Origin of the sequence: Polaribacter sp. Hel_I_88, from assembly GCF_000687935.1 — a bacterium.
Lineage (GTDB): Bacteria > Bacteroidota > Bacteroidia > Flavobacteriales > Flavobacteriaceae > Polaribacter.
Genome location: NZ_JHZZ01000001.1, coordinates 2,939,049 through 2,963,540 on the forward strand (window position 1 = coordinate 2,939,049; position 24,492 = coordinate 2,963,540).

Genomic DNA, 24,492 nt, shown 5'->3' on the forward strand with positions numbered 1-24,492 from the left:
ATAGTATTTTTACCAAACTTAATTTAACAGAGATCACAAAACTTGAAAAAATCTTTCATAAAAAAACGGTTTAAAAAATTACTAAAAGAAGAAGAATACAGAGTAGCTTCTAATGAAGAGGTATATACTGTTGGAATTATTGCTTCTGGTGAAATTTCTAAATGGTTAAAAATTGAAGATGAAGTTGAAAAAATTTTAGATTTAGGAAATATTAGGATTTATAGCTACAGACCTTTTAGTAAGAGTGATGTACCTTCTTATAAGTATTTTTCTGAAAAAGATTTTAATTGGAAAGGAGAGCCCAAGAAACCAACTTTTAAAGATTTTATTGATGAACCTCATGATTTGTTAATTGGTTATTTTAATAAGAAAAACCTGTATTTAGAGAATGCAGTTTTGCACAGTAAAGCCAAGTTTAAAGTTGGTTTTGCAAAAGTAAATCAAGAATTATACGATATAGAAATTGCTGAATTTCCAACTAAAATAGAAAGCTTTCTTTTAGAGCTTAAAAAATATCTAATAGTTTTAGGAAAACTAAAAAATTAAACTTCATTTAAAAAGTTGTGTATTCTTTATAAGAACATAAATTTAAAGAATACAATCAATTTGAAAATTGTAATTTTACCTCGTAAAAATTAAGAAATGCAAAAATTTATTGGAACTGGTGTCGCTTTAATAACACCTTTTAAAGATGATTTATCTGTAGATTTTGATGCGCTAATTAAATTAGTGAACTTCAATATCGAACACGGAACAGATTATTTAGTAATTAATGGTACAACTGGCGAAAGCGCAACCATTACTAAAGAAGAAAAACAGCAAATTATTGATGTGATCATCAAAACAAATAATAAGCGTTTGCCTTTAGTTTTAGGCGTTGGTGGTAACAATACTTTAGAAGTTGTAAAAGAATTTAAAACAAGAGATTTTACTGGAATTGACGGAATTTTATCGGTTGCTCCTTATTATAGCAAACCAACTCAAGAAGGTTTTTATCAGCATTACAAAGCATTAGCAGAAGCAACTGATTTACCCATAATATTATACAATGTTCCTGGTAGAACAGCTAAAAATATGGAACCATCTACAACTTTACGTTTGGCAAAAGATTTTAGCAATATTGTTGGTGTAAAAGAAGCAGGCAATAATCAGCAACAATATAATACATTGCTAAAAGACAAGCCAGCAGATTTTTTAATAATTTCTGGTGATGATGATTTAGCTTTAGGAGTAGCATTAGCAGGAGGTTCAGGAGTGATTTCTGTAATTGGACAAGCATTTCCAGCAGCATTTTCTAAAATGATAAACTTAGGGTTAGAAGGAAAAAATAAAGAAGGTTATGACATTCATTTTAAAATGATGGACATTATAGATTTCATTTTCGAGGAAAATAATCCTGCAGGAATTAAAACGGTTTTACAAGAATTAGGCATTTGTAAAAATGATGTTCGTTTGCCTTTAGTAAAAGCAAGTAAAGGTTTACAGGCTAAAATAGCAAAGTTTGTAGCTGATTTCTAGGTTTTTTTGTGATTTAAAGACAAGAGATAAGAGAAAATAGGAATTTCGAAAAACCTGAGTTCTCTATGTCTTTATAGGTTATTTTTTTATTTTAAACCAATAACCAACAAACAATAACCAATAACTAATAACCACAAACCAATAACCAATAACCACAAACCACAAACCAGAAAAAACTTAACAAACTTTTAGGCTCATTTTACCATTTATTTAGCTCTTTTTTATGGATTATTGTAGAACAATTTAAAAGGTTTGCATTCGTTTTAATTTAGGTTGATAAAATTTTTACGCAATCTGTTTAAAAACAAATGATAACCCTTAAAAAAGAAGTTTTATTTCAATAGAAATAAATACTTTTATTATCCATAATTAATTACTAATTTTGCCCGATGCAAAAAATGAAAAATTTAGCGTTTTTATTACTGTTTAGTCTTATGTTATTTTCTTGTGGAGAATACCAAAAAGTACTGAATAAAGGTACTGTGGAAGATCAGTACAAAATGGCTGTGAAGTTATATGAAACCAACAAGTACGCGAAAGCTTTGCGTTTGTTTGATAAAGTAATGCCTGCTTATAGAGGTAAACCACAAATGGAACGTATTCAGTTTATGATTGCACAATCTAACTTTAATGAGAAAAATTACACAGACGCTGGTTATTATTTTGATCGTTTTGTAAAAAATTATCCAAGTAGTTCAAAAATAGAAGAAGCATCTTTTTTATCAGCTTACAGTTATAAATTAGCATCACCTGTTTTTAGTAAAGATCCTACAGATACAAATAAAGCTTTAGAGGCTTTTCAAGTTTTTATAAATACATATCCAGATTCAGATAAAATTGCTGAAGCAAATGCACATTATAAAGAATTAAGATATAAATTACAGAAAAAATATTTCGAAATTGCAAAAACGTATTATACAACTGCAGATTACGATGTAAGAAATTACAAAGCAGCAATACAAGCTTTCGATAATTTATTGTCAGATTATTTAGGGTCAGAATTTAAGGAAGAAGCTTTGTATTACAGATTAAAAGCGGCTCATGATTTTGTGTTAAAAAGTACTGACAGAAGAAAACAAGACAGAATTAAAGATGCTATTGAAGCTTACGAAAAGCTAATAAGAAATTATCCAGAATCACAATTTATGGAAGATGCTAATGAAATGTTAGCGGTTTTAAAAAGTGAGAAGATAAGAATAGACGCTTTAATGGAACAAGTAAAGGATATCAACGAAGAAAACTCTAAAGAGAAATAACAATTATGGATTATAAAGATACAAAAGCAGCAATAAGTACAGTTACTTATAACAGGAATCTTTTGGAAGCTCCAACAGAAAATATTTATGAAGCAATTTCTATTATTGCTAAAAGAGCAGACCAAATTAACGAAGATTTAAAAAAGGAATTAGTTGATAAATTAGAAGAGTTTGCTACTTATAATGATAGTTTAGAAGAAGTTTTCGAAAACAAAGAGCAAATTGAAGTTTCTAAATTTTACGAACGTTTACCAAAGCCAACTGCATTAGCAGTAGAGGAGTGGTTAAATGATAAAGTATATCATAGAAATCCAGAACAAACAGTATAATGTCTGTTTTAGGTGGTAAAAAAATCCTTTTAGGCATTACTGCTGGAATAGCTGCATACAAAACGGCTTCTTTAGTTCGTTTATTTATAAAATTAGGCGCAGATGTCAAAGTAATTATGACACCTGCGTCTAAAGATTTTATAACACCTCTCACACTTTCTACACTTTCTAAAAATCCGGTTCACTCTACTTTTTATGAAAAAGAAGATGAAAACGAACTTTGGAATAATCACGTAGATTTAGGTTTATGGGCAGATTATTTTTTAATTGCTCCTGCAACCGCCAATACACTTTCTAAAATGGTAAATGGAACTTGCAATAATTTATTATTAGCAACCTATTTATCCGCAAAATGTCCAGTATATTTTGCACCAGCCATGGATTTGGATATGTATATGCATCCATCAACCAAAAATAGTTTAGCAAAATTACAATCTTTTGGCAATATTTTAATTCCAGCAACTTCAGGCGAATTAGCAAGTGGTTTAGTTGGCGAAGGCAGAATGGCTGAACCAGAAGACATCGTTTCTTTTATAGAAAGTGATATTACATCAAAATTACCTTTGAAAGGTAAAAAAGTGTTAATTACTGCTGGGCCAACTTATGAAGCTATAGATCCTGTTCGATTTATTGGCAATCATTCTTCTGGGAAAATGGGTTTTGCCATTGCAAGTGCTGCTGCTAATTTGGGAGCAGAAGTTATTTTAATTTCTGGACCAAGTAACCAACAGATACAGCATTCTTTTGTAAAAAGAATTAACGTTATTTCTGCTGATGATATGTATACAGCATGCCACAAATATTTCAAAGAATCAGATATTGCTATTTTATCTGCTGCAGTTGCAGATTATAAACCAAAAAATAAGGCAGATCAGAAAATAAAAAAGAAAGATACAACGTTAACAATGGAGTTAACACCCACAAAAGATATTTTAGCTTCTTTAGGCGAAATTAAAGAACATCAGTTTTTGGTAGGCTTCGCATTAGAAACGAATAATGAAATTGAAAATGCAAAAGGTAAAATAAAACGTAAAAATTTAGATGCGATAGTTTTAAATTCTTTACAAGATAAAGGAGCTGGTTTTGCAACTAACACAAATAAAATTACTATTATTGATAAAAATTTGATTGAAAAACCATTTGAATTAAAATCGAAAGTAGAAGTTGCCAAAGATATTATGAATGAAATTGTTACAAAACTAATTTAAAATATCTTGTCTCCTCGAGTGCAGTCGAGAGGTTTATAGTTAGGTCTCGACTGCGCTCGACCAGACAGAAATCTAAATACAAAATGCGTAAACTAGTTTTTCTTTTTGCTGTATTATTATTTACGAATAACATCAACTCTCAAGAGTTAAACTGTTTGGTAAATATAAATTACGACCAAGTTCCAGGTTCTAATTTGCAGGTTTTTAAAACGTTAGAAACTGCATTGACTGAATTTATCAATCAAACAAAATGGACGAATAGAGTTGTTCAAGCAGAAGAAAGAGTAGATTGTGCTATGAATATTATCATAACTTCTAGAAATGATAATACATTTACAGCAACTCTGCAGGTACAATCCACAAGGCCTGTTTATGGTTCAAGTTATTTAACACCTGTTTTAAATATAAGAGATAACGATTTCTCTTTTAAATACAATGAATTTGACCCTTTATTGTTTAATAAAAACTCTTTTGACAGCAATTTGGTTTCTACCATTGTCTTTTATGTGTATACAATTTTAGGAGTGGATGCAGACACTTTTGCTAAATATGGAGGTCAAGCAGAATTAGAAGAAGCACAAAATGTAATGTTGCAAGCGCAACAAAGTGGCATCAGTTCTTGGCAAAATGTTGTTGGGAAACAAAATCGTTTTTTATTGATTGACAACTTGTTAGCGCCCAAATTAAAGGTATATAGAGATGTTTTATACGATTATCATATAAAAGGTTTGGATAATTTTGCTACCAACAAAGAGTTTGCAAAGCAAACTATTGAAGATAGTGTTTTAAAGGTTGAAAATATATTTAATAAAACTGTTGGTAATTATTTAATCCGATTATTTTTTGATGCAAAAGCAGATGAAATCGTAAATATTTATGCTGATGGACCAAGAACCAGAAATGCAATCAATTTAGTTGAATCTCTTAAGAAAATTTCTCCTAACAATATTTCTAAGTGGAGAGATATTGAGTAGGTTTCTACTCATAAATTAAATATTTGTCTCTAACTTTTTTAAACACTTCCAAATCTTTCTTCCAAGATTCTCTTATTTTTTCTTGAGATAAACCTTTTTCAATTTGTTTTTGTAGTGTTGTATTTCCTGCATGAATTGTAAACGTGCTCCCAAAGAATTGTTCTGTTTTTGGTGTTTTTTCATAAGCATCTAACAACCATTGTAAATTTATTTGATCTTGTTTTTCTGCAGTTCTTAAATCTACGCCATAACAAAGATTCCCATTTTCTTTTGGATATTTAGCGCCAAAGTTTGGTTTTGGAGTATAACTAAAATCACTTTTCGGAAAAAAGGAAGCTCCATATCTTTGAAACTGAAATTCTGTTCCTCTTCCTGCATTTATAATTGTTCCTTCAAAGAAACCTAAACTTGGGTATAAGTTTATAGATTTGTCATTTGGTAAATTTGGAGAAGGTCTTATTGGCAAACTAACATCAGAATTATGAGTATAATTTTTTAAAGGAATTACAGTTAAATCGCAATTCAAGTTGTTTTTAAGCCATTTTTCGCCATTAATCATTTGCCCATATTCGCCAATAGTCATTCCATAAACCACAGGAACAGGGTGTTTACCCACAAAAGAGCTGTGTTCCATTTCTAAAACTGGGCCATCAACATAATGTGCGTTTGGATTTGGTCTATCAAAAATAATCACAGGAATACCAAGTTCTGCACAAGCTTCCATCACATAATGTAAGGTAGAAATATAGGTGTAAAAACGCACACCCACATCTTGAATATCAAAAATAACAACATCAATATGTTCTAATTGTGCTGTTGTAGGTTTCTTGTTTTTTCCATAAAGTGATATAATTGGCAAACCTGTTTTGGTGTCTTTGCCATCTTTTACAAGTTCTGCTGCATCTGCTTCGCCTCTAAAACCATGTTCAGGAGCAAAAACTTTTTGTACGTTGATTTCTAAAGATAATAGAGAATCAACTAAATGAGTGAATGTATGCTTCTCACTTCCAGCTTCCAACTTCCAACTTTTTCTTATTACAGAAGTCTGATTCCCAACAACAGCAACTTTTTTCCCTTTTAAAAGCTTTACATATAAATCTGTTCTTTCAGCTCCAGTTTTAATAGATGCATCTTCTTTTTCAGAATCTTGAACTTGAAACTTTGAATCTTGATTTTGTGATTTTTGTGCACAAGAAATCAGCTGAAAATTCAACGACAAAAACAAGATTAAATATGTACTTTTGAAGGGTTTAAAATTTATCATCAAATTGAATTACGAGTTATTTATTGCAAAACGCATTATTGCTGGCAAAAAGTATAAAAATAGTATTTCTTCACCTATAATAAAAATTGCAATTACAGCAATTGCTTTGGGAATTATTATTATGTTGATTGCTGTTGCAACAGGTTTAGGCTTGCAATATAAAATACGCGATAAAATGGCTGGCTTTAAAGGCCATGTTCAAATTGTAAATTACGATAATAACAATTCTGATGTTTCTACAACACCTGTTGATAAAAACCAAGATTTTTATCCGAAGTTCGATAGCATTTCAGGCATAAAAAATATTCAAGTTTTTGCAAATAAAGGCGGAATTTTAAGAACTGAAACCGATTTTGAAGGTATCATTTTTAAAGGTGTTTCTACAGATTACGATTGGACTTTTTTTGAAGAGTATTTAGTAGAAGGGAAAGTGCCAGACTTTAATCAAATAAGAACCAAAGAAGTTTTGCTCTCGCAAACAGTTGTGAACCGACTTCAGTTAAAGTTGAATGACACTATTTTAGCTACTTTCCTAAAAACAGAAAACAGCAAATTGCCTTCTAATAGAAAATATATTATTTCAGGAATTTATAATTCTGGTTTTGCCCAATTTGATAAAAGTTTTATGATAGGCGATATTAGAGAAGTACAAACCCTAAATAAATGGACAGATAATCAGGTTGGTGGTTTTGAAGTTTTGTTGGATAATTTTGATGAAATTGATAAAAAAGGAAATGAAATTTATTCAAAAATAGGAGTAACTTTAAATAGTAAAACAATTATAGAAGCTTACCTAAACGTATTTGAGTGGATTAAACTTTTTGATAATAATGTGTGGTTTATTATTGCAATTATGATTGTAATTGCTGGCATAAATATGATTACAGCTTTATTGGTTTTAATTTTGGAACGAGTACAGATGATTGGGATTCTAAAAGCTTTAGGAAGCACCAACACAAGTATAAGAAAAGTGTTTTTGTATAATGCGTCTTATTTAATTCTAAAAGGACTTTTTTGGGGAAATGTTATTGGTTTGGCAATACTATTTATACAGCATTATTTTAAAATAATTACGTTGAATCCAGAAACCTACTATGTAACAACAATGCCAGTTTATATTTCATTTACAGCAATTATTTTGCTAAATATAGGTACATTGTTTTTATGTTTTTTAATGTTGATAATTCCTTCTTACATTATTACAAAGATAGAACCCTCAAAGTCTATTAAGTTTGCGTAATTTTTATTGGTTTTTGTCTGCTGTCAAAAATTTGTAAGATTAATATTTTATTGTTTTTCACAATATAAATAATTTTAAAATGCTTGTAAATTACTCTGAACTGGTTGGGTTTTAAGTATTTTTCAGTTTGATGTAAAAAATTAATGGTTAAGGCATCTCCTGTCTTTTTTATTCCTTTTACAACAATATTTGCTCCAGTTATTGTTTCTAATTCTAAAGCATAAAAATTCCAAATTTTTCTTAAATTAATAACAGATCTTTTCGACCAAATTACTTGTTCCATGAAGCAATTTCATTATCTAATTCTTGAGAAGTTAGGTAATTTCCATTCTCTGCTTCTTTTTCAGCTAAATATAATTCAGATTGAAATTCTTCAGCAGAAAGTGATTTTCCATCAATTGTATAAGCAACAACATTATTTTGTTCAGAAGAATTTATTAAAATATCCTTAATTTTTTTTAAAATAGCTTCATTGTCAGTATTTAATAACTGTTTTGCTAATTCTATTTTTGTAGTTTGAATATCCATAAATCTATTTATTGTAAATATAATAATTTTGTTTCAAATTTTAATAAATTACCTTTGCATTTGTAAATTAAAGAAATGAACTACGCAGAAAATATATTAGAAACTATTGGAAACACACCTTTAGTAAAATTAAATGTTTTAACAAAAGAGTTACCATGTTTGGTACTTTCTAAATACGAAACTTTTAATCCAGGAAATTCCGTAAAAGATAGAATGGCTTTGCAAATGATTGAAGATGCAGAAGCAGATGGCCGTTTAAAACCTGGAGGAACTATTATAGAAGGAACTTCTGGAAACACAGGAATGGGTTTAGCTTTGGCTGCCATCGTAAAAGGGTACAAATGTATTTTTGTAATGGCAGACAAACAATCTAAAGAAAAGATAGATATTTTAAGGGCAGTTGGTGCAGAAGTTGTGGTTTGTCCAACCAACGTAGAACCTACTGATCCTCGTTCTTATTATTCAGTTTCTAAAAGGTTAGGAGAAGAAACAACTAATTCTTGGTACGTAAATCAATATGATAATCCAAGCAATTGCAAAGCTCATTTTTTAAGTACGGGTCCAGAAATTTGGGAACAAACTGAAGGAAAAGTTACTCATTTTGTTGTTGGAGTAGGAACAGGAGGAACCATTTCTGGAGTTGGAAGCTATTTAAAAATGAAAGCAAGAGAAGCAGGAACAACTGTTAAAGTTTGGGGAATTGATACCTATGGTTCTGTTTTTAAAAAATATCATGAAACTGGTATTTTTGATGAGAACGAAATATATCCTTACATAACAGAAGGAATTGGAGAAGATATTTTACCAAAAAATGTAAATTTTGGAGTAATTGATGGTTTTACAAAGGTTACTGATAAAGATGCTGCTATTTACACACAACGTTTGGCGAAAGAAGAAGGCATGTTTTTAGGGAATTCTGCTGGAGCTGCAGTAAAAGGGTTGTTACAATTAAAAGAACATTTTACAAAAGACGATGTTGTAGTTGTTTTATTTCACGATCATGGAAGTAGATATGTAGGTAAAATGTTTAACAATGATTGGATGAGAGATAGAGGTTTTATTGATGAAGTAGCTACAACTGCTGCAGATTTAATTAAGAATCATCATGAAAAATCTTTAATAACAGTGCAAACTGAAGAGTTGGTTTCACATGCTATTGAAAGAATGAAAAGCAATAAAATTTCACAAATTCCAGTAAGAGACATGAATGGTTTTGTGGGATCTGTAGATGAAACAGATTTATTACATCATTTTATTTCTGATAAACAGAATGCACATATTCCTATAAAAGAAATTATGGGAAAACCATATCCTATTGTAAAAAAATCAACAAAAATTGATGCAATTTCAAAATTGATATCCAAAGAAAATGAAGCTGTTTTAGTAGATTTAGAAAATGGGAATTATAGTATCATCACAAAATATGATATTATAAGTGCACTTTAAATAACGATTGATTCATGCAATTTAAAGGTATAAAATGTTCAGTCGTCGAAAAACGAACAAAGCAACTTAAATTCCTGCTATATTTGTAACGTATTTAATTACGAATACAACAAATTAATTATAAGTTGGGGGATTTATAGTTTGATTAAAAAACGTCTAATATTTATTAGGCGTTTTTTTTGTTTAATGTTATTTATAATAGAATTCATTTAAAATCTTATAGTAAGTGTTTTTTTAAAAATTAATTATTTATTTTTTTAAATAAATATATGTGATATCAATATTAATTTTGTACATTTACAACATATTTATTTATAAATATAAAAATTTACAATTACTATAAGTTGGGGGATTTATAAATTGTAATAAAAACGTCTGATTTTTCAGACGTTTTTTGTTTACCTACATATAATTATAATTAGTTTTCTTTTTCTAAATTCTATTTGATAGGATTTTACTTATCATTTAAAATAATACATAATTCTTTAATAGTAGTTCTTTAGAGTGTATTTGATACATAATGCAATTTTAAAATAAAGGAAATATTCATATTTTTTTATATTCATTTCAAAAACCCTTTTATAAAGTTACAATTTTTAGACAATTTATATTTTTACATTATTATTGTAGAAAAAGTTGTTATATTTAAATTTAATATAATCAATTAATCAATCATGAAATTTTTAAAAATTTTACCTATTTTTTTTATTATTATATCTTGTAAAAAAGAAAATAAAAACACTATTAACAAGGAGGATATGGTAAGCAAAGCAAAAGCTATTCATCAAAAAGTTATAACTTTAGATACACATGTAGATATTAATGTGGCTAATTTTACAGATGATAAAAATTATACTCAAAAATTAAATAACCAAGTAAACCTCCCAAATATGGAAGAAGGTGGTTTAGATGTTGCATTTTTTATTGTGTATACAGGTCAAGGAGAGTTAACTGAGGAAGGTTATGATAGTGCTTACAAAAATGCCATGAGTAAATTTAACGCTATCCATAAACTCACCAAAGAAATTGCTCCTAAAAGAATTGGTTTAGCAACGACATCTAATGAAGTTAGAGATATTTATAAATCTGGCAAAAAGGTTGCAATGATTGGTGTGGAAAATGCCTATCCTATTGGAACAGATCTTAGCAGAGTAAAAGAGTTTTACGATTTAGGAGCAAGATATATGAGTCTTTCTCATAATGGGCATAGTCAGTTTTGTGATTCAAATACAGGCGAATCAGATGATATTTGGTTGCATAATGGCGTAAGTGATTTAGGAAAAGAAGTTATTAAAGAAATGAATAAATGGGGAATGATGATAGATGTTTCTCACCCATCCAAAAAAGCAATGAAAGATATGATTGAGCTAACTAAAGCACCAATTATAGCTTCACATTCATCTGCAAGAGCTTTATGTAACCATAGTAGAAATTTAGATGATGAGCAATTACAATGGTTAAAGGAAAATGGAGGTGTTGTGCAAACTGTAGCTTTTAGTGCCTATGTAGATACAGAAAAAGATAAAAAATTTAAAGAAGCTTTAATAGGTGAAATGGATATTTTAGCAAAAGAACAAAATTTAGAGTTAGTACCAAGAAGAGAGATTAGAAATTTAACAGGAAAAGCACAAGAAGATGCTATTGCAGTTTATACGCAGTTATCTAAAGAGGCAAAAGCTAAAATGAAATCTTCAGAAAATGCGCCAGTAAATGTTGCAGATTTTGTAGATCATATAGATTATTTGATTAATAAAATAGGAATTGATCATGTTGGAATTAGTTCAGATTTTGATGGTGGAGGAGGAGTTGATGGCTGGAATGATGCTTCTGAAACTTTTAATGTTACTTTAGAATTGGTAAAAAGAGGATATACAGAAGCGCAAATAGCACAACTTTGGAATGGTAATTTATTACGTGTTTTAGATGAAGTAGAAGCTGTAGCTAAAAAAATACAAACTGAAGAGATTTAAATAATTTTTAATAAAAAACTAAAAAACCATCTCGAAGAGAGATGGTTTTAAATTAACTAATTCAAATAATTTACACAATGAAAAGGTTTACTACGTCTTTTCATATAATTTTTAAATCAAATTCTGTGCCAAAGATTATATTTATGGTTAAATTATTTTAATTTATTGTTTTGTCATCAATAGTAAATGAACTACATTTATTTTATGAATGATAAAAAATTATTCTTTTTACTATTGCTGGTTTTTTTAAAACCAAACTTATACGAACTGCATGCTCAATTAAATTTAGCATCAAAAAATCATTATATTTGGTTTGATGAGATTGTTGGCAATGGAAATTTAGCAATTTATAATGGAACTATTTTTGAAGAAAAATTTAAAGCTCCAGAAAATAATCATCGTTTTCTTTTAGATGATACTTACCATTTAGGAAATTTAATTTACGACAATCAGCCTTATTATAATATTTATTTAAAATATGACATTCATGAAGATCAGGTAATTGCGAAATTAGCCTATAAAACCAATTTTTTATTTATCAAACTAATCAAAGAAAAAATTACTTCTTTTGAGATTGATAACTCTAATACAGCCATATTTAATACCCAACTTTCATTTATAAGTAGCGAAACAAAACCTAAAGTTTCTGAAAAAAAATTCACGGGATTTTATCAAGTTTTACATCAATTTGATGAAATCTTATTGTTAAAAAAGAATTTTAAAAAAAGAGGAGAAATAATTTTAAACAACTTTGTGTATAGTAATTTTTTAGACAAAGGTTATTTCGTTATTTTAAGAAATAATAATTATTTTGAAGTCAATTCAAAGTATGATTTTATAAATATTTTTCCAAATCAAAAGAAGTATATTTCTATATTTTATCGAAGAAATAGAAAGTTGTTAAGAACTGATAAAGATCAATTTTATACAAATTTAATGAAAGATCTTCAGGTTTCAATTAGCAAAACATAATCAAATAAACAAGATGAAAAAACACCTATTCTTTTTTATTTTTATGATTAGTTTCATTGCAAATGGCCAACAAAAAATAACATTAACTTTTGATAATTTATCTAAAACTGACATCATAAAAAAAATTGAAGAGCAATCTACTTACCGTTTTTTTTATATAGAAAATTGGTTTAAAGAAACAACATTACATTCAGGTATTTATAAGGATGTAAAATTAGAAGAACTTTTGAATGATATTTTTGATAATTCTTTAATCAATTACTTTATCTACTCAAATACAAAAGTAATTTTAACGCAAAACAGTGTTATTCACAACAACTTTTCAAATTTAGTTTGGCAAGAGGAAGAAAACTTTAATATTGTTGAAAAGGTTAAAGAGACTACACCAATTTTTTACAATGAAGTTGTAAAAGATAAATCATCTAAAATAGGTGTTGTTAGAATTGGTAAAGAATCAGAAAACGCTACAGAAAAGTCATATATTCTTAAAGGTTTTGCTAAGAACGAAACTACTGGAGAACCAATTCCTAATTTGGTTGTTTTGGTTGATGATAAAAATTTATCAGCAGTTACAAATAATGAAGGATTTTACTCTATAAAACTTCCTGTTGGTGCCAATACAATTGAAGCTTCATCTTTAGGTTTTACAAGTTTAAAAAAGGTTTTTGTAATTTATAATAATGGCAATTATAATTTTTTGATGACAGAAAGTTCTGTTTTGTTAGATGAATTAATTATTGAATCTAATAGAGATAAAAATATAAATGACCCAGTTACAGGAGTTTCTACCATAAACATGCAAAACATAAAAAATATTCCACTAATTTTAGGAGAAAGAGATATTTTAAGAGTGGCAATTTCTTTACCAGGCATTAAAAAAGCAGGAGAAGGAGCAGCAGGTTTTAATGTTAGAGGAGGTAAAGAAGATCAAAATTTAATTTTGTTAGATAATGCAGTTTTGTATAACCCTTCTCACTTCTTTGGCATTTTTTCGGGTATAAATCCATTTACATCTGGCGATTTAGATGTCTATAAAGGTTCTATACCACCAGAATTTGGTGGTCGATTATCGTCTGTTTTTGATATTAAAACTAAAGAAGCCGATTTTAATGACTTTAATGGTCAAGCTGCAATTGGTCCAATAACTAGTAATTTGTCGTTTCAAATTCCTGTGATACAAAACAAGGCAAGTTTAATTGTTGGTGGAAGAGGAACTTATTCTAATTGGATTTTAAGACAGTTAGATGATGAGAATTTAAGAAATAGTACAGCATCATTTTACGATACAAACCTAAAATATACACACAAATTTAATGATGAAAATACGTTGGAAGTTGCAGGTTATTATAGTTACGATTCTTTTAATGTTACTAGAGATTCTGTGCAAACTTATTCAAACAGATTTCAATCTTTAAAATATAATCATAAATTTAACGAGAAAAATAGTGGTGATTTAATTTTTGCAAATAGTGAGTATAAGTTCAATTTAAAGTTTGATGAAAATGCTGTAAATGATTTTGAACTTGCGTACAGAATTGTAGAAACTGAATTGAAGTTAAAAATGAAATACGATTTAAACAAACAACATAAAATTGAATACGGTATTTCTAATAAATTATTTAATGTTTCTCCAGGGAATATAACACCAAAAGGAAATCAATCGATTGTAAATGAATTTAATTCGCCAGAGGAAAGAGGATTAGAATCAGCATTATTTTTATCAGATAATTTTAAAGTAGATAAAAAATTACAGCTAAATTTAGGAATTAGAGTTTCTATGTTTACAGCTTTAGGACCATCATCACAAAATATTTATGATCCTAATTTTCCAAGATCAGAAAACTCAATTACAGCAGTTAGAGAATTTGATAATAATGAAGTAATTACAACTTATGGAGGTCCAGAAATAAGAACTTCTTTACGTTATTCTTTAACACCAACGTTATCATTTAAAACTGGTTTTAATAGTACATATCAATATATTCATACACTTTCTAATAACACAACAGCTTCTCCTGTAGATACTTGGAGGTTGTCTAACATCAACATAAAACCCCAACAAGCAAATCAGGTTTCTGCTGGGTTTTTCAAAAATATTAATGGAAACGAATATGAATTAAGTTTAGAAAGTTACTACAAAACCTCTAAAAATATTCTAGATTATAAAGTTGGAGCAAGTTTATTATTGAATGATAATATAGAAGCAGATGTTTTACAAGGAAATGGAAAAGCCTATGGAGTTGAATTTTTATTAAAGAAAAATAAAGGAAAATTAAATGGTTGGGTTGGTTATAGTTATTCGCGTTCTTTTATTCAATTAGATAGTGAGTTTAGTGAAGAAAGAGTAAATGCTGGAAATTTTTTTCCAGCGAATTTCGATAAACCACATGATTTAAACATTATTGCAAATTATAGAATTACTAAAAGATATAGTTTTTCTGCCAATTTTTCTTATCAAACAGGCAGGCCAGTTACGTATCCAATAGGTAGTTTTGTAATTAATGGAGAAGAGCGTGTTTTGTATAGTGATCGTAATAAATTTAGAATACCAGATTATTATAGATTAGATGTTGGTTTTAATGTGGAAGGAAATCATAAATTGAAAAAACCAGGACATAGTTTTTGGAATATTTCAGTGTATAATGTTTTAGGAAGAAACAATCCTTATTCAGTATTTTTTGTAACAGAAGCAGGAGAAATAAAAGCGTATAAAAGTTCCATTTTTGCATTTCCTGTGCCAACAATTACTTACAATATTCGTTTTTAAATCAGTTTAAATTATGAAAAAAGTCATATATTTTTTATCGATTTTAATTTCTTTTACAGCTTTATATAGTTGTATTGAAGAGTTTGAGGCTGCTACTACAGAATTTGAAGATGTAATTGTTATTGAAGCAACACTTACAAACGAACTTAAAAATCACGTTGTTAAATTAACTAGAACCTATAAATTTGAAGATGGTGGTCCAAGTTCAGAAACTGGGGCAAACGTAAAAATTATTACAAATAATACTACATACACTTTTAGTGAAATAAGTTCTGGTGTTTACGCATCAAATGAAATTTTTAAAGCAGAGATTGGTGTACCTTATAGTTTAGAAATTACAACACGTAGTGGAAGAGAATACAAATCTAAAGACACACAACTTACAAATATTACAGCAATCGATGATGTATATGCAGCAATAACAACAAATAAAGATGGTGTTGAAGGAATTGGGTTGTTTGTAGATAGTTTTGATGCTACAAATAGTTCTAAATATTATGGTTATGAATTTGATGAAACGTATAAAATTGTTGTTCCTTATTGGTTTCCTACCGATTTAATTTTAACAGATAATGGTGGCATTAGAGAAGTACCAAAATCACAAGAAGAAGAAACTTGCTATAATACCATAGCATCTAAAGGCAGATTATTAACAAATACAACTTTATTAGGTGAAGATCGTGTAAATGGATTTTTATTAAAATTTATTGCTAATGATGATATTCGCGTAAATACAAGATATAGTATTTTAGTAAAACAATACATTCAATCAAGAGAGTCTTACAATTATTTGCGAGTTTTAGAAGAGTTTTCAGAATCTCAAAGTTTATTTTCTCAAGTACAACCTGGTTTTTTGGCAAGTAATATTTTTTCTTTAACCAACGAAAATGAAAAAGTTTTAGGTTTTTTCGAAGTATCATCTGTTTCAGAGAAAAGATATTTTTTCAATCGAGAAGATATTTTAAACACTGATTATCCTTGGCCTTGTGCAGTTACAGAACCAACAGTACAAAGGTTAATCTCGCAATTAAGAAACAATAGAGTAAAATTAATAGGTGTTTTAGATCCTCAAGATCCAATTCCATATCAAGTGGTAAATAGACTTTGTGGAGATTGTACAGCTTCTGGCAGTAATATAAGACCCGATTTTTGGGAAGATTAAATGTTTAAAATGAAAAAAATAATATTTTTATTACTTACAATCTTTTTTCTTTCAGTTTCTTTTGGGCAACAAATATATGCGCAAACGAATACTGATATTCCTCAAGAAAGAATTTTTGTACACTATAATACTTCTTTTTTTTTAACAGGAGAGCAATTGTTATATAAAATATATTGCTTAAATGCAACAGATAATAATTTTACAAATTTAAGTAAAGTAGCCTATGTTGCTTTGGTTGATAAAGATTTAAACGTAAAATTTAAACATAAAATAATTTTAAATGATGGAGTAGGTCAAGGAGATTTTTTTATACCAACTACTATAGAATCTGGGAATTACAAATTAGTTGCGTATACAAAATGGATGTTAAATGGTAGTAAAAACAACTTTTTTCAGGGAGATGTTGCTATTTTAAATCCATTTTTAAATAATACAGCTTTTTTAACGAATGATAAAAATAGCCCAACTAATTCTAATATTAAAGAAGAGAATACTATTAGTAAAATAAATTTAGCTACTAATAAACAAGTTTTTTCGAAAAGAGAAAAAGTTTCTTTAACTATTAATGCTTCTAATGGTATAGATTTTTCTGGAAAATATTCAATTTCAGTTCGTAAAAAAGAAGCTTATAAAATACCAACTCAATATTCTTCAGGAAATTATAAAACAATCTTTAAGGAGGAAAAGAAGTTTACAAATTCAGCAAATTTAAAGCAAGTTCCAGAATTTAGAGGTGAATTAATTTCTGGTAAAATTGTCGATAAAACTACTAAAAAACCAATTGCAGATGTCTATATTTCTATCACTATAACTGGTAAAGAATATGTGTTTAAAGTATCAGAAACTGATAAAAACGGCATGTTTTACTTCAATATTGATGAAATGTACAACTCTACAAACGCTATTTTTGAGATTGATGATCCAAATCGTGAAAATTTAGAAATTATTTTAAATAAAGATGTGTCTATAGATTATAATGCAATTACTTTTAGTGATTTTCAATTGACAAAAGAAGATAAAAATAGGTTGATGCAAAGAAGTATTTACAGCCAAATTGAAAATGCGTACAACCAAAAGAAACAAGATTCTGTAAAGAATTATGCAAAAACAGCTAGTTTTTTTGGTACGAATGTATACACTTATATGTTAGATGATTACAAAAGGTTTCCAACTTTAAAAGAAACGCTTGTAGAAATAACAGAACATATTTATTATACAAGAAGTAGAGATAATTTTGCTATAAAAATACTTGGTTTCGATTTTATTTATGACGATTTAAAACCTTTATTATTAATAGATGGTTTGCAAATTTTAGACGCGAATGAAATTGCGAATTTAAAGACTAAAAATATTAAAAAAATTCAAGTTTTAAAAGAGAATTACGTTTATGGAACCAAACGTTATAATGGTGTAGTTGTTTTAGAAACATTTAATGGCGATTACAATGTTGAAGCAAATAAGAGCTACAAAAAGAAGATAAATTTGTTTAAGCCATTAGTTTCAAAAATATATTTTGAACAAAAATATGACCTAGATACAAATGATAGAATACCAGATTTTAGATATCAATTATTTTGGGATGCTAATTTTAAGTTTTTTAGTAAACAAAATGAGTTCACTTTTTATACATCAGATAATTTAGGAACTTTTGAAGTACATATAGAAGGTTTTACAGAAAAAGGAAATCCAATTTCTGTAAAAACCTACTTTGAAGTTAAATAGCGTGTTTATGCGCTTTGTAAGAAGAACGTACTAAAGCACCACTTTCTACATACATAAAGCCCATTTCTAAACCAATTGTTTCGTATTTTTTAAATTGCTCTGGAGTTATAAATTCCTTAACAGGTAAATGTTTTTTTGTTGGTTGTAAATATTGTCCAATCGTAATTACATCACAATTTACTGCACGTAAATCTTTCATGGTTTGTATTACTTCTTCTTCTTTTTCTCCTAAACCTAGCATCAAACCAGTTTTAGTTCGCATTCCGTTTTCTTTTAAGTATTTTAAAACACCTAAACTTCTATCATATTTTGCTTGAATTCTTACTTCACGAGTTAGCCTTCTTACAGTTTCCATATTGTGAGAAACTACTTCAGGATGTACAGCAATAATTCTATCAATTTGATCGGTTTTTCCTTGAAAATCAGGAATTAAAGTTTCTAAAGTTGTATTTGGGTTTGCTCTACGAATTGCATCCACAGTTTCTGCCCAAATAATAGAACCACCATCTTTTAGATCATCTCTATCTACAGATGTAATTACAGCATGTTTTATGCTCATAATTTTTATAGATCGAGCTACTTTTTCAGGTTCATCCCATTCTACAGTTTCTGGTCTACCAGTTTTTACGCCACAAAAACCACAAGAACGAGTACAAATATTACCTAAAATCATAAAAGTTGCAGTTCCTTCTCCCCAACATTCGCCCATGTTTGGACAGCTTCCACTTGTACAAATGGTGTTTAGTTTATATTTATCAACCAAACCTCTTAATTCCGTGTATTTTTTACCAACAGGTAATTTTACACGTAACCATTTTGGTTTTTTTGGTCTTTCTGGAAGTACTAGAGTTTCTATTGACATTTCTTTCGATTTGAATTGCAAATTTACGAAGAAATTAAGAGAATAGTCTGTTAAAAATTATAGAAATCTGATTGGATTATTCTCTTTTGAATGAATCTTTTTAGTGCAGAAATTTTGCCGGTTTTTTCTTTTTCGGATAAATTTTCCGGAAGCTTAATTTCATCAATTTGAGATTTTAAACTTTGTTTTAAAGTTGATTTAAAATGCTTTTTCCAGATGCGTGAAATTGATTCATAGTAATATTTTTTTAAAAGTAAAATTTTATCAAACTATTTTATATCTATTTTTACTTTTTTGTAAAATATTATCAAAGTTTGAAGTTTTTCCATCTAAAATTTCATTTTTAGATTTTTCCAGTAATTCACCTATTAAATTTTCTTTAAACCTCTCATTACTATTGTCATTTGAAAACTTCATTTTTATTATTTTATGAATTATTTATTTTGATATTTTATCACTTTATAAAAATACAAAATTTCTACAAACTCATTAAAAACCAAAAACTAAATCCTATTAAAAAGACAATTCCAACAAGACTCAAAATTTTGGTAAATATTTTTGGTTGATGTTCTTTAGGCATATTTTTACCTGTTACCAAAATATAATTTAGAATCGCATAAAAAGGGGCTGTTAAAAATGACAAAATAGTGGCGATATTAATGAGATTTCCCATATCTGCCCTATAAAATTGAAGGATGATAAAAGTACCTGCAAAAAGAAAAAGTATCCAAAACCAATATCCGAGCTTATATTTTTTTCTAAATAATAATTCAGAGCTTAAATTCATTGCTCTTGGTGATGCATCTAAAGTTGTAATTGTGGTGCTAAACATGGTTGTAAAAGCAGCAATTGCAATAAAAATATAAGAGAATTCTCCTAAATTATTAGTATATAATGTAATTAACTGAGATGCAAATTCGCCTCCTTTATTAGAGAAGGTTTCTCCAGACTTATACATAACTAAAGCACCTAAAAGTACAAAGCAAATTCCAAGAATAAGTGTTCCAATATAACCCACATTAAAATCGAAAACAGCGTCTTTGGGTTTTATGTTGATAAACGTATTTTTACTTTTTTCTACAGACCAAATGGAATGCCAAATGGAGATATCTAAAGGAGCAGGCATCCAACCTAAAAAAGCAATTAAAAAAGTTATTTCTACAGTTCCTGATGGTAAAATCTGAGAAACATCAAAAGCTTCTTTAGAGCTAAATAAAGCCACAGAAACTGCTGCAATTGTGCTAATTGTTAAAATGATGATGATGTACTTCATCAAATTATCTAGCAATTTGTATTTGCCAACTACAAGAAATAAAATGCTAATCAGCATTAAAATACTAGACCATAAAACCAGGTTGTTTGTAATACCAAAAAGTTGAGAAGCCAAACCTGCTGTAACAATAGTAACTGCAGCTTGAATGGTAAACATTGTGGCAAAATTTATGATGTAATATATAGCTAAAACACCTTTTCCTAATTTTTTGTAACCATCTAATAAAGTTTCGCCAGTTGCTGCTGCATATCTTGGTCCAAATTGAAAAAACGGATATTTAAAAATATGAACCAACAACAACGCCCAAAGCAATCCAAAACCAAATTCAGCTCCAGCTTTTGTAGATTGCACCAAATGCGAAACCCCAATTGCGGCTCCTGCAAATAATAAACCTGGACCTAAAGATTGTAAAAATGATTTTTTCATAATTAAGACCTTTTTTTAAATACAAAAAGCTTATCTAGATCTTGTCTGCTGTCAAAAAGGTCTAGAATAAAAATGGTGTTAACAGTTTTTTTATAAATGACTTTATAACTCCATTTAGATACAACTCTAACAGCTTCATCATTTATAATTAAATCTTTTGAATATTCAAGAGTTGTGTTTTTTAGCGAATCTCCAAGTAAGATTAATTCGTTAAAAACCATCAAAGCATTTTGTGGACTTTTCTCAAATATAGTTTTGTAAATTTCGTTGAGTGATTTTTTGGATTCTTCTGTCCAAACAACCTCCAAAATTAGTTTTTTTGATTTAAAACAAAATCTCTAACTTCATCTGTGCTATAAGTTTTTGCTCCGTTTTTTATGTTTTCTCTAATTGTATTGATATGTTTTTTATAAGAATTTTCTGTAAAAGATTCTCCTTTAGTAGAGTAGATGTTAATATTTTCTTGCGTAGTTTTTTCTTTAATTTTCTCTACTTTAAGCAAAATATCTTCATTTGAATTTAAAATCCATTGGATTAATTCAACTTTTTTAGTTTGTACGTCCATAATAAAAGTTCTTATAAGGTAAATATAATACTAATTTAACAATTTAACTTCTCTTAATAATCTCTGCTAACAACTTTTTTGCACGTAATAATTTTACTTTTACGTTGTTCATAGGCTCGTTTATTTGTGTAGAAATTTCTTTATAACTCAATTCTTGAAAATAGCGTAACTGAATAACTTCTTGGTATTTAGGTTTTAATTGTTTAATGTCTCGTAACAATTTTGCTAAATTTTGTTCTCGAATAATTTTATCTTCTGGAGTTGGGTTTTCATCAACCACCAAATAAATTTTATCTTCTTGTTCTTTGGTAGTTTCTGTTGAGATTGATGTTTTTTTCTTACGCAATAAATCAATATGAACATTTTTAGAAATGGCAATTAACCAGGTTTTAAAAACGTAATTTTCATCAAAAGTGTGAATTTTATCAAAAGCCTTAGAAAAAGTTTGAATGGCAATATCTTCGGCTTCGTTTTCGCTTCTGGTTCTTTTCAATTGATAATTGTAAACATCGACCCAAAAATTATTCAACAAAAAACGAAAAGAAGATTGATTGCCTTCTTTCGCCTTTGAAATATGTGATTCAATTTTGGTGTTGTCTATCTCCAATGATTGGGTTTTGAAATCAAATTAGCAATAAATATACTAATTTGAATCAACAATAAAGAAATTTCTAGCAAAGGAAGAAAAAAAATGATTTGAGGTTCTTGAAGTTTTTTTGCTGACAATCCTATTATAATATATTGAACCAAAAAATAACCAAGTACAATTCCTAAAATTATTTGCCAAGGATACAAGAAGAATAAAATTGCCCCTAAAACATAAAATAGTAGTTTAGAAATAAAAAAAAGATTTAAAAAAAACTGATTTTTAAATTTAAAATGTTCTTCTATAGAGCTTAAAAGTCGCTGTTCTTGAAACCAATCGTTAAAAGATTTTGGAGCATCAGTTTCAACAAAACTATTTTTAGAAATAGCGTAGCTTATGTTTTCTTTTGTTGCAGCATCTTTTATAAATAAATCGTCTTCTGCAAACTTTATTTTTATGTGTTTTATAAAACCATTCACTTTAAAAAACTCCGTTTTTTTATAGGCTAAGTTATTGCCAAAAGCCATAAAAGGAGAACCTTGTTTTGCAAAAGCAAAGCATTGAATAGCCTTTAATAATCTGTGAAAACGAATAAAAAGATTTTTGATTGAGTTTTCTTTTTTATATTTTTCATACCCTAAAATAATTGTTTTTTTTAAGGTAAATTTCTTGCTCATTTCAGTAACCCAATGCTCATTAATTGGACTCGAATTGATGTTCGAAAATAATAAATGGTCGTATTTAGCTGCTTTTATACCCAAGGTTAACGCATACTTTTTGTTGTTCCAAAAAGCTTCGTTATTTTCTACACTTACAACTTTAATATTTTTATGTTTTGCTACAAAACTTTCAATAACATCTTCTGTATCATCTGAAGAAGCATTATCGATTAAAACAATTTCGAATTCAGGATAGTCTTGAGCTAAATAGTTGGGTAGGTTTTGTTGTAAATTAGTTGCACTATTTTTTGCAAATACAATGAGAGAAACTGGTACTTTTTCGGTGTTATTTGCCTTTTTCTTTTGTTTAAAAAGAAAAGAAGAAAATATAAGATAATATAGTATTTGAATTCCTGTAAATGCTACAAAAACGTAGAAAACTACAGTTATAATCATCGAGTAGAAATAATTTTATTGATGTTGTGGTTCTGTGCAAGTTTCAAATTCATCTGCTGACTTTCCGCAAAAACCACAAGCTTCACCATTTTTATTTAACATTGGGTTTTGGCTAGCACATGTTCCTGCAAATTTACCATCTTTTTTTGCCCAAATTTTAATGCAAATTCCAGCTACTCCAAGACCTAATAAAACTAAAGTTATCAAAAATAATTTCATAATATATGATTGTTTTGCAAAGGTACAAATTATAAATGTCATCATAAAATTGATATTTGTAGTTTTTTTGTATGTTTACTTTTTTAAGAAACAAATTTGAGCGAGCAAGAATTTATTAACGATCTCAAGGAAGGAAAACAAACAGCATATAGCCAACTTTTAGATGAGTATCAGCAGAAAGTTTTTAGTACTTGTATTTCCTTTATCCCCAATAAAGAAGATGCAGAAGATGTTGCACAAGAGGTTTTTTTAACTGTTTTTAAATCGATTCATAAATTTAAGGGCGATTCTAAATTATCTACTTGGATGTATAGAATTGCCACCAATAAATGTTTGGAATTCATTAGGAAAAAGAATGCCAAAAAGCGTTTTGCTTTTATGCAAAGTATTATGGGGAATGAAATTCCTTTTGATAAAACCAATTATTTTACAGAGTTTAATCATCCTGGAATTATTTTAGAAAATAAAGAAAAATCTTCTACTATTTTTAAGGCGATAAATACTCTGCCAGAATCACAAAGAGTAATATTTACCTTGGCTAAAATTGATGGAAAAAGTTATGAAGAAATTATGGAAATTACAGGCAAAAGTTTATCATCTGTAGAATCTTTAATGTTTAGAGCAAAAAAATCATTACAAGAAAAATTAGCCACATTTTATAAAAATAACTCATCTTAATTTTTTTAATAAATTTAAAAAAAGGAACGCAAGTTTTTAAAAAATAATGCATCTAATTATATAGAAGTTTTAATTTTATCAATACAAAAAGATGAAATCATCAGAAAAAATAGAAGAAAATATTAAGGAAACCTTTAAGGTTTTAGATACTATTGAAGAAGTGAAGGTGAACCACTTTTTTAAACACAAAGTGTTGCAAAACATAAAAAGCCAACAAGAAGAGAAAGTACCCGTTTTTGGTTGGTTTACGCCTAAATTTCAATTAGCAACTTTAACTGTGATTTTACTATTAAATGTAGGTTCCATTTTATATGCTTTTTCATCGCAAGAAAATAATACAGAAGTTAGTATAGAAAGTTTTGCGGAAGCATATAATTTGCAATCTGAAACAACATCAATTTTAAATTAAACT

General features: G+C 28.3%; 26 protein-coding genes. 15 read left to right on the forward strand and 11 right to left on the reverse strand.

Annotation, left to right across the window (positions count from 1 at the left end; genetic code table 11):
• Positions 1–42: 42 nt before the first annotated feature.
• The 6 genes from P161_RS0112965 to P161_RS0112990 all read left to right on the forward strand — a co-directional run bounded on the left by P161_RS0112965 (position 43) and on the right by P161_RS0112990 (position 5,285).
• On the forward strand, positions 43–546 hold the full coding sequence (locus P161_RS0112965; RefSeq protein WP_026777368.1) for a hypothetical protein: 504 nt from the start codon (positions 43–45) through the stop codon (positions 544–546).
• A gap of 96 nt (positions 547–642) precedes the next feature.
• The gene (gene dapA / locus P161_RS0112970; protein WP_026777369.1) at positions 643–1,518 is read left to right on the forward strand and encodes a 4-hydroxy-tetrahydrodipicolinate synthase; all 876 of its coding nucleotides are present in this window, start codon (positions 643–645) and stop codon (positions 1,516–1,518) included.
• A 398-nt stretch (positions 1,519–1,916) separates the two neighbouring features.
• Positions 1,917–2,774, forward strand: a complete 858-nt coding sequence (locus tag P161_RS0112975) for an outer membrane protein assembly factor BamD (protein ID WP_231494744.1) — start codon at positions 1,917–1,919, stop codon at positions 2,772–2,774.
• A gap of 5 nt (positions 2,775–2,779) precedes the next feature.
• The gene (locus P161_RS0112980; protein WP_026777371.1) at positions 2,780–3,103 is read left to right on the forward strand and encodes a DNA-directed RNA polymerase subunit omega; all 324 of its coding nucleotides are present in this window, start codon (positions 2,780–2,782) and stop codon (positions 3,101–3,103) included.
• Entirely contained in the window at positions 3,103–4,311 is a 1,209-nt protein-coding gene (gene coaBC / locus P161_RS0112985) for a bifunctional phosphopantothenoylcysteine decarboxylase/phosphopantothenate--cysteine ligase CoaBC (protein ID WP_026777372.1), read from the forward strand. The genes P161_RS0112980 and coaBC overlap by 1 nt, the downstream gene beginning before the upstream one ends.
• 83 nt (positions 4,312–4,394) lie before the next feature.
• Positions 4,395–5,285: a DUF4835 family protein gene (locus tag P161_RS0112990; protein WP_026777373.1), complete on the forward strand. Its 891-nt coding sequence runs from the start codon at positions 4,395–4,397 to the stop codon at positions 5,283–5,285.
• Between the two features lie 4 nt (positions 5,286–5,289).
• Here the strand turns inward: P161_RS0112990 and P161_RS0112995 are convergent, their stop codons facing one another.
• Complete coding sequence (locus tag P161_RS0112995; RefSeq protein WP_026777374.1) at positions 5,290–6,549, reverse strand: exo-beta-N-acetylmuramidase NamZ domain-containing protein; 1,260 nt, start codon at positions 6,547–6,549, stop codon at positions 5,290–5,292.
• A 4-nt stretch (positions 6,550–6,553) separates the two neighbouring features.
• Between P161_RS0112995 and P161_RS0113000 the strand changes: the two genes are divergently transcribed.
• Positions 6,554–7,789, forward strand: a complete 1,236-nt coding sequence (locus P161_RS0113000; protein WP_026777375.1) for an ABC transporter permease — start codon at positions 6,554–6,556, stop codon at positions 7,787–7,789.
• On the opposite strand, the gene P161_RS0113005 is transcribed toward P161_RS0113000, so the two are convergent.
• Positions 7,776–8,072 (reverse strand): type II toxin-antitoxin system RelE/ParE family toxin, encoded by a 297-nt coding sequence (locus P161_RS0113005; protein ID WP_026777376.1) that lies wholly within the window; start codon positions 8,070–8,072, stop codon positions 7,776–7,778. The genes P161_RS0113000 and P161_RS0113005 overlap by 14 nt on opposite strands.
• Positions 8,060–8,317, reverse strand: coding sequence for a hypothetical protein (locus P161_RS0113010; RefSeq protein ID WP_026777377.1), 258 nt, complete (start codon positions 8,315–8,317; stop codon positions 8,060–8,062). The genes P161_RS0113005 and P161_RS0113010 overlap by 13 nt, the downstream gene beginning before the upstream one ends.
• 75 nt (positions 8,318–8,392) lie before the next feature.
• Here P161_RS0113010 and P161_RS0113015 point away from each other — a divergent pair, with 75 nt between their 5' ends.
• The 6 genes from P161_RS0113015 (at position 8,393) to P161_RS0113040 (ending at position 18,356) form a co-directional block, all read left to right on the forward strand.
• Positions 8,393–9,763: a pyridoxal-phosphate dependent enzyme gene (locus tag P161_RS0113015; RefSeq protein ID WP_026777378.1), complete on the forward strand. Its 1,371-nt coding sequence runs from the start codon at positions 8,393–8,395 to the stop codon at positions 9,761–9,763.
• 674 nt (positions 9,764–10,437) lie between these two features.
• The gene (locus tag P161_RS0113020; protein WP_026777379.1) at positions 10,438–11,733 is read left to right on the forward strand and encodes a dipeptidase; all 1,296 of its coding nucleotides are present in this window, start codon (positions 10,438–10,440) and stop codon (positions 11,731–11,733) included.
• Between the two features lie 186 nt (positions 11,734–11,919).
• Positions 11,920–12,705, forward strand: coding sequence for a hypothetical protein (locus tag P161_RS0113025; RefSeq protein ID WP_197026354.1), 786 nt, complete (start codon positions 11,920–11,922; stop codon positions 12,703–12,705).
• 13 nt (positions 12,706–12,718) lie between these two features.
• A complete protein-coding gene (locus tag P161_RS0113030) occupies positions 12,719–15,472 on the forward strand; it encodes a TonB-dependent receptor (protein ID WP_026777381.1) in 2,754 nt (917 codons plus the stop codon).
• 13 nt (positions 15,473–15,485) lie between these two features.
• A complete protein-coding gene (locus P161_RS18625; RefSeq protein ID WP_051605752.1) occupies positions 15,486–16,634 on the forward strand; it encodes a DUF4249 domain-containing protein in 1,149 nt (382 codons plus the stop codon).
• A gap of 9 nt (positions 16,635–16,643) precedes the next feature.
• Positions 16,644–18,356, forward strand: a complete 1,713-nt coding sequence (locus P161_RS0113040; RefSeq protein WP_155810466.1) for a hypothetical protein — start codon at positions 16,644–16,646, stop codon at positions 18,354–18,356.
• On the opposite strand, the gene lipA is transcribed toward P161_RS0113040, so the two are convergent.
• From lipA to P161_RS0113080, 8 genes are all read right to left on the reverse strand, one after another.
• A complete protein-coding gene (lipA, locus tag P161_RS0113045; RefSeq protein ID WP_026777383.1) occupies positions 18,349–19,218 on the reverse strand; it encodes a lipoyl synthase in 870 nt (289 codons plus the stop codon). The two genes, P161_RS0113040 and lipA, sit on opposite strands and share 8 nt — an antisense overlap.
• 264 nt (positions 19,219–19,482) lie before the next feature.
• Positions 19,483–19,635, reverse strand: coding sequence for a hypothetical protein (locus P161_RS19530; protein ID WP_155810467.1), 153 nt, complete (start codon positions 19,633–19,635; stop codon positions 19,483–19,485).
• A gap of 61 nt (positions 19,636–19,696) precedes the next feature.
• Complete coding sequence (locus tag P161_RS0113055) at positions 19,697–20,917, reverse strand: Nramp family divalent metal transporter (protein ID WP_026777384.1); 1,221 nt, start codon at positions 20,915–20,917, stop codon at positions 19,697–19,699.
• A gap of 2 nt (positions 20,918–20,919) precedes the next feature.
• Entirely contained in the window at positions 20,920–21,225 is a 306-nt protein-coding gene (locus P161_RS0113060; protein ID WP_026777385.1) for a type II toxin-antitoxin system RelE/ParE family toxin, read from the reverse strand.
• 2 nt (positions 21,226–21,227) lie between these two features.
• Positions 21,228–21,482, reverse strand: coding sequence for a hypothetical protein (locus tag P161_RS0113065; protein WP_026777386.1), 255 nt, complete (start codon positions 21,480–21,482; stop codon positions 21,228–21,230).
• Between the two features lie 43 nt (positions 21,483–21,525).
• Positions 21,526–22,089 carry an RNA polymerase sigma factor gene (locus tag P161_RS0113070; protein WP_026777387.1) on the reverse strand — a complete coding sequence of 188 codons (564 nt, stop codon included), beginning with the start codon at positions 22,087–22,089 and terminating at the stop codon, positions 21,526–21,528.
• Entirely contained in the window at positions 22,080–23,183 is a 1,104-nt protein-coding gene (locus P161_RS0113075; RefSeq protein ID WP_026777388.1) for a glycosyltransferase, read from the reverse strand. The genes P161_RS0113070 and P161_RS0113075 overlap by 10 nt, the downstream gene beginning before the upstream one ends.
• A gap of 15 nt (positions 23,184–23,198) precedes the next feature.
• The gene (locus tag P161_RS0113080) at positions 23,199–23,402 is read right to left on the reverse strand and encodes a hypothetical protein (protein WP_026777389.1); all 204 of its coding nucleotides are present in this window, start codon (positions 23,400–23,402) and stop codon (positions 23,199–23,201) included.
• Positions 23,403–23,498: 96 nt separating this feature from the next.
• Between P161_RS0113080 and P161_RS0113085 the strand changes: the two genes are divergently transcribed.
• Together P161_RS0113085 and P161_RS0113090 are read left to right on the forward strand one after the other, a co-directional pair.
• The gene (locus tag P161_RS0113085; protein WP_026777390.1) at positions 23,499–24,080 is read left to right on the forward strand and encodes an RNA polymerase sigma factor; all 582 of its coding nucleotides are present in this window, start codon (positions 23,499–23,501) and stop codon (positions 24,078–24,080) included.
• A gap of 91 nt (positions 24,081–24,171) precedes the next feature.
• Positions 24,172–24,489, forward strand: coding sequence for a hypothetical protein (locus P161_RS0113090; protein ID WP_026777391.1), 318 nt, complete (start codon positions 24,172–24,174; stop codon positions 24,487–24,489).
• Positions 24,490–24,492 lie beyond the last annotated feature (3 nt).

Excerpts from the sequence above, each read along its gene's own strand:
- dapA (WP_026777369.1), top strand. The coding sequence starts at position 643 with ATGCAAAAATTTATTGGAACTGGTGTCGCTTTAATAACACCTTTTAAA.
- P161_RS0112975 (WP_231494744.1), top strand. The coding sequence starts at position 1,917 with ATGAAAAATTTAGCGTTTTTATTACTGTTTAGTCTTATGTTATTTTCT.
- P161_RS0112980 (WP_026777371.1), top strand. The coding sequence starts at position 2,780 with ATGGATTATAAAGATACAAAAGCAGCAATAAGTACAGTTACTTATAAC.
- coaBC (WP_026777372.1), top strand. The coding sequence starts at position 3,103 with ATGTCTGTTTTAGGTGGTAAAAAAATCCTTTTAGGCATTACTGCTGGA.
- P161_RS0112990 (WP_026777373.1), top strand. The coding sequence starts at position 4,395 with ATGCGTAAACTAGTTTTTCTTTTTGCTGTATTATTATTTACGAATAAC.
- P161_RS0112995 (WP_026777374.1), bottom strand. The coding sequence starts at position 6,549 with ATGATAAATTTTAAACCCTTCAAAAGTACATATTTAATCTTGTTTTTG.
- P161_RS0113005 (WP_026777376.1), bottom strand. The coding sequence starts at position 8,072 with ATGGAACAAGTAATTTGGTCGAAAAGATCTGTTATTAATTTAAGAAAA.
- P161_RS0113010 (WP_026777377.1), bottom strand. The coding sequence starts at position 8,317 with ATGGATATTCAAACTACAAAAATAGAATTAGCAAAACAGTTATTAAAT.
- P161_RS0113015 (WP_026777378.1), top strand. The coding sequence starts at position 8,393 with ATGAACTACGCAGAAAATATATTAGAAACTATTGGAAACACACCTTTA.
- P161_RS0113020 (WP_026777379.1), top strand. The coding sequence starts at position 10,438 with ATGAAATTTTTAAAAATTTTACCTATTTTTTTTATTATTATATCTTGT.
- P161_RS0113025 (WP_197026354.1), top strand. The coding sequence starts at position 11,920 with ATGAACTACATTTATTTTATGAATGATAAAAAATTATTCTTTTTACTA.
- P161_RS0113030 (WP_026777381.1), top strand. The coding sequence starts at position 12,719 with ATGAAAAAACACCTATTCTTTTTTATTTTTATGATTAGTTTCATTGCA.
- P161_RS18625 (WP_051605752.1), top strand. The coding sequence starts at position 15,486 with ATGAAAAAAGTCATATATTTTTTATCGATTTTAATTTCTTTTACAGCT.
- P161_RS0113040 (WP_155810466.1), top strand. The coding sequence starts at position 16,644 with ATGAAAAAAATAATATTTTTATTACTTACAATCTTTTTTCTTTCAGTT.
- lipA (WP_026777383.1), bottom strand. The coding sequence starts at position 19,218 with ATGTCAATAGAAACTCTAGTACTTCCAGAAAGACCAAAAAAACCAAAA.
- P161_RS19530 (WP_155810467.1), bottom strand. The coding sequence starts at position 19,635 with ATGAAGTTTTCAAATGACAATAGTAATGAGAGGTTTAAAGAAAATTTA.
- P161_RS0113055 (WP_026777384.1), bottom strand. The coding sequence starts at position 20,917 with ATGAAAAAATCATTTTTACAATCTTTAGGTCCAGGTTTATTATTTGCA.
- P161_RS0113065 (WP_026777386.1), bottom strand. The coding sequence starts at position 21,482 with ATGGACGTACAAACTAAAAAAGTTGAATTAATCCAATGGATTTTAAAT.
- P161_RS0113075 (WP_026777388.1), bottom strand. The coding sequence starts at position 23,183 with ATGATTATAACTGTAGTTTTCTACGTTTTTGTAGCATTTACAGGAATT.
- P161_RS0113080 (WP_026777389.1), bottom strand. The coding sequence starts at position 23,402 with ATGAAATTATTTTTGATAACTTTAGTTTTATTAGGTCTTGGAGTAGCT.
- P161_RS0113090 (WP_026777391.1), top strand. The coding sequence starts at position 24,172 with ATGAAATCATCAGAAAAAATAGAAGAAAATATTAAGGAAACCTTTAAG.